This window comes from Halomonas sp. (assembly GCF_033549285.1).
Taxonomy (GTDB): domain Bacteria; phylum Pseudomonadota; class Gammaproteobacteria; order Pseudomonadales; family Halomonadaceae; genus Halomonas.
The window spans coordinates 1-5,011 of sequence record NZ_JAWSUJ010000168.1 but is presented as its reverse complement, the minus strand read 5'-3'; the positions used below and the strand labels follow the sequence as shown (position 1 = coordinate 5,011).

The following is a 5,011-nucleotide window of genomic DNA, read 5'->3' as shown; positions in this document are numbered from 1 at the left end:
TCCTCCAGCGCCTGGCCCTGGAGCAGCTGGTCACGCTGACGCCGCGCCGCGGGGCCAGCGTGACCCGGCCCACGGCCGACGAGGCCAAGGACGTGTTCGACGCCCGCCAGATGGTCGAGTGCGGCCTGATGCCGGAGGTCGCCCGGCGCATCACCGAGGAGGACCTGCGCGAGCTCCGCGACATGGCCCGGCGCGAGCGCCAAGCCTTGAAATCCGGCGAGCAGAGCACGGCGATCCGGCTCTCGGCGGACTTCCACACCCGCCTGGCGCGCATCTCCGGCAATGCCACCCTGGCCGACTTCGTCGAGCGGCTCTGCTCGCGCTCCTCGCTGATCCTCGCCGTCTATGGCAACCCCGGCCACCTGGGCTGCGAGTCCCACGACCACGACGACCTGATCGGCCACCTGGAGGCCGGCAACGGGGAGCGCGCCCAGGCCTTCATGAGCCGCCACCTCAAGGCCATCGAGGCCTCCCTCTCCATCGTCGAGGAGGCGGCGGAGGTCCCGGACCTCCACCGGATCTTCTCCGACTGAGGCCGTGTCAGGCCAGACGCAGCGCCGGCTCGGCGAGGCCCGCCACCCCGGGGTCGGCGACGAAGAGGTGGCCGGCATCGGGTTCATTGCGACACCGGGCCTCATCCATGCCTTCCCGGGCGGTGGTGATGTAGAGCCGCTCGAGGCGCTCCCCGCCGAAGGCGGGGCAGGAGGGCTGCGAGGTCGGCAGCGAGATGGCGTCCACCTCGCGGCCCTTCGGGTCCAGGCGTACCAACCGGCCGGCGCCCCACAGCGCGAGCCACAGGTGCCCCTCGGCATCGACCACGGCCCCGTCGGGGTTGCCCGGCTGCGCCGAGACGTCGGCCCAGGGGGCCGGTTCGCCCAGGGGCCAGCCCTCGCGGTCCAGCGCCCAGCGCATCACGACCCCGCTCGGGGTATCGGTGAACCAGGCGGCCTCGCCGCCGGGGGAGAAGCAGATCGCGTTGGGAATGGTCAGGTCCGTGCGCAGTCGGGTGAGCTCGCCGCGATGGAGGCGGTAGAGGCTGCCGGCACCGGGTTCGGCACCCTTCCCCATGCTGGAGAGCCAGAGGCTGCCGTGGCGGTCGACCCGAGCGTCGTTGCTGCGTGTGGACGGATTGTCGGCCTCGAAGTCACAGAACGTCCTGGCGTGTCCGCCTTGCGGATCGAAGCGAACGAGACGATCCTCGCCCACCAGCAGCAGGCCGCCGTCCTCGAGCGGGGCGGCCAGCGAGACCATCCGGTCGAGCTCATGATGCCCGGTGGCGCCGGAGGCCGGTTCCAGCCAGTGCAGCCGGCGGCCCAGGATATCGCACCAATACAAGCGCCGGCTGGCGGCCTGCCATTGGGGCCCCTCGCCCAGTTCGCAGCCGCAGGCGACCGCCACCCTGGCCATGGGGCCGCGCATGGGGCCGCTCATGAGGCGTCCCCATCGGCCGCGCGCCAGGCGGCGACCAGCGACCTGGCCCGTTCGCCCACCTCGCCGGCGGTGAGGCCCGGAGTGTAGAGCGCGCTGCCCAGGCCAGCGCCATCGATGCCGCCGGCCCGCCAGTCGGCGAAGTTGCCCACGCCAATGCCCCCCACGGCGAAGAGTCGGGTGCCCGGCGGCAGCACGGCACGCATGGCCCTCATGCCCTCGATGCCGACCTGTACCGCCGGGAACAGCTTCAGCCCGGAGGCCCCGGCGTCCAGGGCGTCGAAGGCCTCGGACGGGGTCACCACGCCGGGCCAGGATTCCATGACCAGGTGGCGGCTCTCCTCGATCACCGCCGTGCGGCAGTTGGGGGAGACGACCAGACGTCCGCCGGCGGCGAAGACGTCGCGCACCTGGCCCGGGGTCAGCACGGTGCCGGCGCCGATCAGGGCCCGGTCACCCAGGGCCTCGGCGAGCCGGCGGATGCTCTCCAGCGGGTCGGGGGAGTTGAGGGGCACCTCGATGCGCTCGATGCCGGCGGCGAGCAGCGCCTCGCCGACCTCGACGGCCTCGTCGGGGGAGATGCCGCGCAGGATGCCGATCAGGGGAAGGGACATGGGGGTGGCGCTCCATTCGAGTTCAGGTTCGGGGGCTGGCGAGAGTGGCATGGGCCAGGCCGAGGCCGGCCAGCGTGGCGGCCTCGCCATCGACGCAACGGCAGCCGATGCCCAGCGCCTCCAGGGCCAGGGCATAGCGGGCAGCGAGCGTCTCGGCGCCGACCAGGGTGACGCGCTCGCCCTCGGTCAGCACCGACCGGGCGCCGGCCAGCTCCAGGCCGATCACCAGGCCCGAGAGGCGGGCCGCCAGTCGCTCGCCGCGTGCCTGGCCCGTCGGCAGGCCGCTGTCCAGCAGGTCCTGGGCGCGCAGGCCGAACAGCCGGGTGGAGAAGGTCTCGGGGGCGGCCGCCACCTCCTGCACCGCCGCCACGAAGGCCTCGCGGCAGCCGGGCTTGGCCAGGACGTCCTCGCCCGGCCCGTGGTTCAGGGAGTGCCGGAGCACCGACTGCCCGGCCAGCAGGCCATAGAGCTCGCCGGTGAGGAAGGTGGCGAAGCGCGTGACCGCCCCCGCCTCGAGGCGGGCCCACTTGGCATGAGTGCCGGGCAGGCAGACGGGCCCGGAGACCTCACCTTCCCGGGCGGCCAGGCCGGCGAGCTGGGTCTCCTCGCCGCGCATCACATCGAAGCGGCGGCCGGCGTCATCGGGGTGCTGGCAGAGGCCCGGCAGCAGCGCGACGTCCAGGCGCGAATCCTCGACGGCGGGCCTGACCGCCCCCCGGGCCAGGTCGTCGAGCCGTGTCGGCACCGGCAGGTAGGCGGCCTCCCGCCAGCCCTGGCGGGCACCCGCCATGCCGCAGACCCGCACCGGCACGCGGCCGTCGTCGGTCAGCCAGTCGCCGATCGTCGCCAGCAGGGTGGCCTCGTAGTCGTCGGGCGTCAGCGCCAGCATGCCGCGGTCCGAGCCGGCGCGGGCCAGCACCTGTCCGTCGTCCGTCATGGCCCAGGCGCGCAGGTTGCTCGAGCCCCAGTCCACGGCGACCCAGGCGAGGCGCTCGACGATCCCCTTAGCCTGGCTCATGCCCGGCCCCCGTCGACGATCAGCTCCTGGCCGGTCATCATCCTCGACGCTTTTGATGCCAGGAACAGGCAGGGGCCGATCATGTCCTCCACCGGGATCGCCTCCTTGAGGCACTGCTGCGCCAGGCACTCCTCGAGGTCGGCGTCGTTGACCCACAGCGCCTTCTGGCGCTCGGTCATCACCCAGCCGGGGATCAGGCAGTTGACGCGGATGGCATCGGGCCCGAGTTCCCGGGCCAGCGCCCGGGTCAGGCCCAGGATGCCGGCCTTGGCGGTGACATAGGTCGGGTAGCCGGACAGGCCCAGGTGAACGCTGTTGGACGACAGGTTGATGATGGCGCCGCCGCCCAGCTTACGCATGTCCGGCGCAACCTCTTGCGCGGTGAAGAACTGCGGGCGCAGGTTGGTGGCGATGGCGTCGTCCCACTCGTCGACGCTCCACTCCTCCAGCGAGTGGCGGGTGTCCCGGGCGGCGTTGTTGACCAGCACGCCGATCGGGCCATGGGCCTCGCGGGCCTGTGCGACGGCGGCCTTGAGCGCCGCCACGTCGCGGATGTCGCACTCGATGAACAGTGGCCGGTTGGCGTACTTCGCCTCCATGGCATCGCAGAACTCGCCGGCGTCACTGAGGCCGACGAAGGCCACCCTGGCGCCCTGGGCCAGGAAGCCCTCGGTCAGCGCAGCACCGATCCCCGAGCCGCCGCCGGTGATAAAGACGCTCTGACCCTTCAGGTCGCCGAAGGTCAGATCGTGAAAGTTGAAACTCATGTCGTTCTCCTCACTTTTACTCCTTTCGCCCTACCACTCGGCGATGGAACCGTCCTCATGCGTCCACACCGGGTTGCGCCAGCGGTGGCCGACCTGCGCGCGTTCTTCGACGAAGGCCTCGTCGATCTCCACCCCGAGCCCCGGCCCCTGGGGAATGGCGCAGAAGCCCTCCTCGATGGCCAATGCCGACTTGTCGACCAGGTAGTCGAGCACGTCGTTGTCGCGGTTGTAGTGGATGCCCATGCTCTGCTCCTGGATGAAGGCGTTGTGGCATACCGCATCGAGCTGCAGCGAGGTGGCAAGCGTGAGCGGGCCGAGCGGGCAGTGCGGGGCGAGCGCCACGTCATGGGCCGAGGCCAGGGCGGCGATCTTCAGCCCCTCGCTGATGCCGCCGCAGTGGGAGAGGTCGGGTTGGACGATGTCGATCATGCCGTCGGCGAGCAGGTCGCGGAACTCGAAGCGGGTGTGCAGGCGCTCGCCGGTGGCCAGTGGATAGCCCAGGCCGCCGGCGATCTGCTTGAGGCAGGGCAGGTGCTCGGGGGCCACCGGCTCCTCGACGAACATCGGGTGGAAGGGTTCCAGTTCGCGCAGCAGCGCCTTGGCCATGGGGCGATGCACCCGGCCATGGAAGTCGATGCCGATGCCCACGTCGGGTCCCACGGCGTCGCGGGCCTCCGCCACCCGGGCCACCGCCTCGTCGACCTTGCGGTGGCTGTCGACGATCTGCAGCTCCGGGGTGCCGTTCATCTTGAAGGCGGTGAAGCCCTGCTCGACCAGCGCCCGTGCGCCGGCACCGACGTCATCGGGGCGGTCGCCGCCGGTCCAGGCGTACATGCGCATCCGGTCGCGCACCGCGCCGCCCAGCAGCTGGTGCACCGGCACGCCCAGGTCGCGGCCCTTGAGGTCCCATAGCGCCTGGTCGATGCCGGCGATGGCGCTCATCAGGATCGGGCCGCCGCGATAGAAGCCGGCGCGATAGAGGGTATTCCACAGGTGCTCGATGCGGTGCGGGTCCTGGCCGACCAGGTAGTCGGCGAGCTCATGGACGGCCGCCTCGACGGTGGCGGCGCGGCCCTCGATGACCGGCTCGCCCCAGGTAGCGCGCTCTCCGGCGAACAACTGCACGCCGTCATCGGCCAGCACGTAGAAGCGATACGTGCCCGGCTCGAAGCGCACGTTCGCCC

General features: G+C 71.8%; 6 protein-coding genes. 1 reads left to right on the top strand and 5 read right to left on the bottom strand.

Annotated elements, in window-relative coordinates; translation table 11 throughout:
- On the top strand, nt 1–533 hold a 533-nt coding region (locus SCI24_RS20860), incomplete at its 5' end, for a GntR family transcriptional regulator (RefSeq protein WP_318727198.1).
- Between the two features lie 7 nt (nt 534–540).
- On the opposite strand, the gene SCI24_RS20855 is transcribed toward SCI24_RS20860, so the two are convergent.
- From SCI24_RS20855 to dgoD, 5 genes are read right to left on the bottom strand one after another with little or no spacing between them, the layout of a single operon-like run.
- Entirely contained in the window at nt 541–1,431 is an 891-nt protein-coding gene (locus SCI24_RS20855) for an SMP-30/gluconolactonase/LRE family protein (RefSeq protein ID WP_318727197.1), read from the bottom strand.
- Entirely contained in the window at nt 1,428–2,042 is a 615-nt protein-coding gene (locus SCI24_RS20850; RefSeq protein WP_318727196.1) for a 2-dehydro-3-deoxy-6-phosphogalactonate aldolase, read from the bottom strand. Before SCI24_RS20850 ends, SCI24_RS20855 begins: the two co-directional genes overlap by 4 nt.
- Nucleotides 2,043–2,064: 22 nt before the next feature.
- On the bottom strand, nt 2,065–3,060 hold the full coding sequence (locus SCI24_RS20845; RefSeq protein ID WP_318727195.1) for a 2-dehydro-3-deoxygalactonokinase: 996 nt from the start codon (nt 3,058–3,060) through the stop codon (nt 2,065–2,067).
- Nucleotides 3,057–3,827 (bottom strand): SDR family oxidoreductase, encoded by a 771-nt coding sequence (locus tag SCI24_RS20840; RefSeq protein ID WP_318727194.1) that lies wholly within the window; start codon nt 3,825–3,827, stop codon nt 3,057–3,059. The genes SCI24_RS20845 and SCI24_RS20840 overlap by 4 nt, the downstream gene beginning before the upstream one ends.
- Before the next feature lie 30 nt (nt 3,828–3,857).
- Nucleotides 3,858–4,970, bottom strand: a complete 1,113-nt coding sequence (gene dgoD, locus SCI24_RS20835; protein WP_318727199.1) for a galactonate dehydratase — start codon at nt 4,968–4,970, stop codon at nt 3,858–3,860.
- Nucleotides 4,971–5,011: the final 41 nt, after the last annotated feature.

Bases quoted from the DNA above. Each gene is read 5' to 3' on its own strand.
- SCI24_RS20855 (WP_318727197.1), bottom strand. From the start codon at position 1,431: ATGAGCGGCCCCATGCGCGGCCCCATGGCCAGGGTGGCGGTCGCCTGC.
- SCI24_RS20850 (WP_318727196.1), bottom strand. From the start codon at position 2,042: ATGTCCCTTCCCCTGATCGGCATCCTGCGCGGCATCTCCCCCGACGAG.
- SCI24_RS20845 (WP_318727195.1), bottom strand. From the start codon at position 3,060: ATGAGCCAGGCTAAGGGGATCGTCGAGCGCCTCGCCTGGGTCGCCGTG.
- SCI24_RS20840 (WP_318727194.1), bottom strand. From the start codon at position 3,827: ATGAGTTTCAACTTTCACGATCTGACCTTCGGCGACCTGAAGGGTCAG.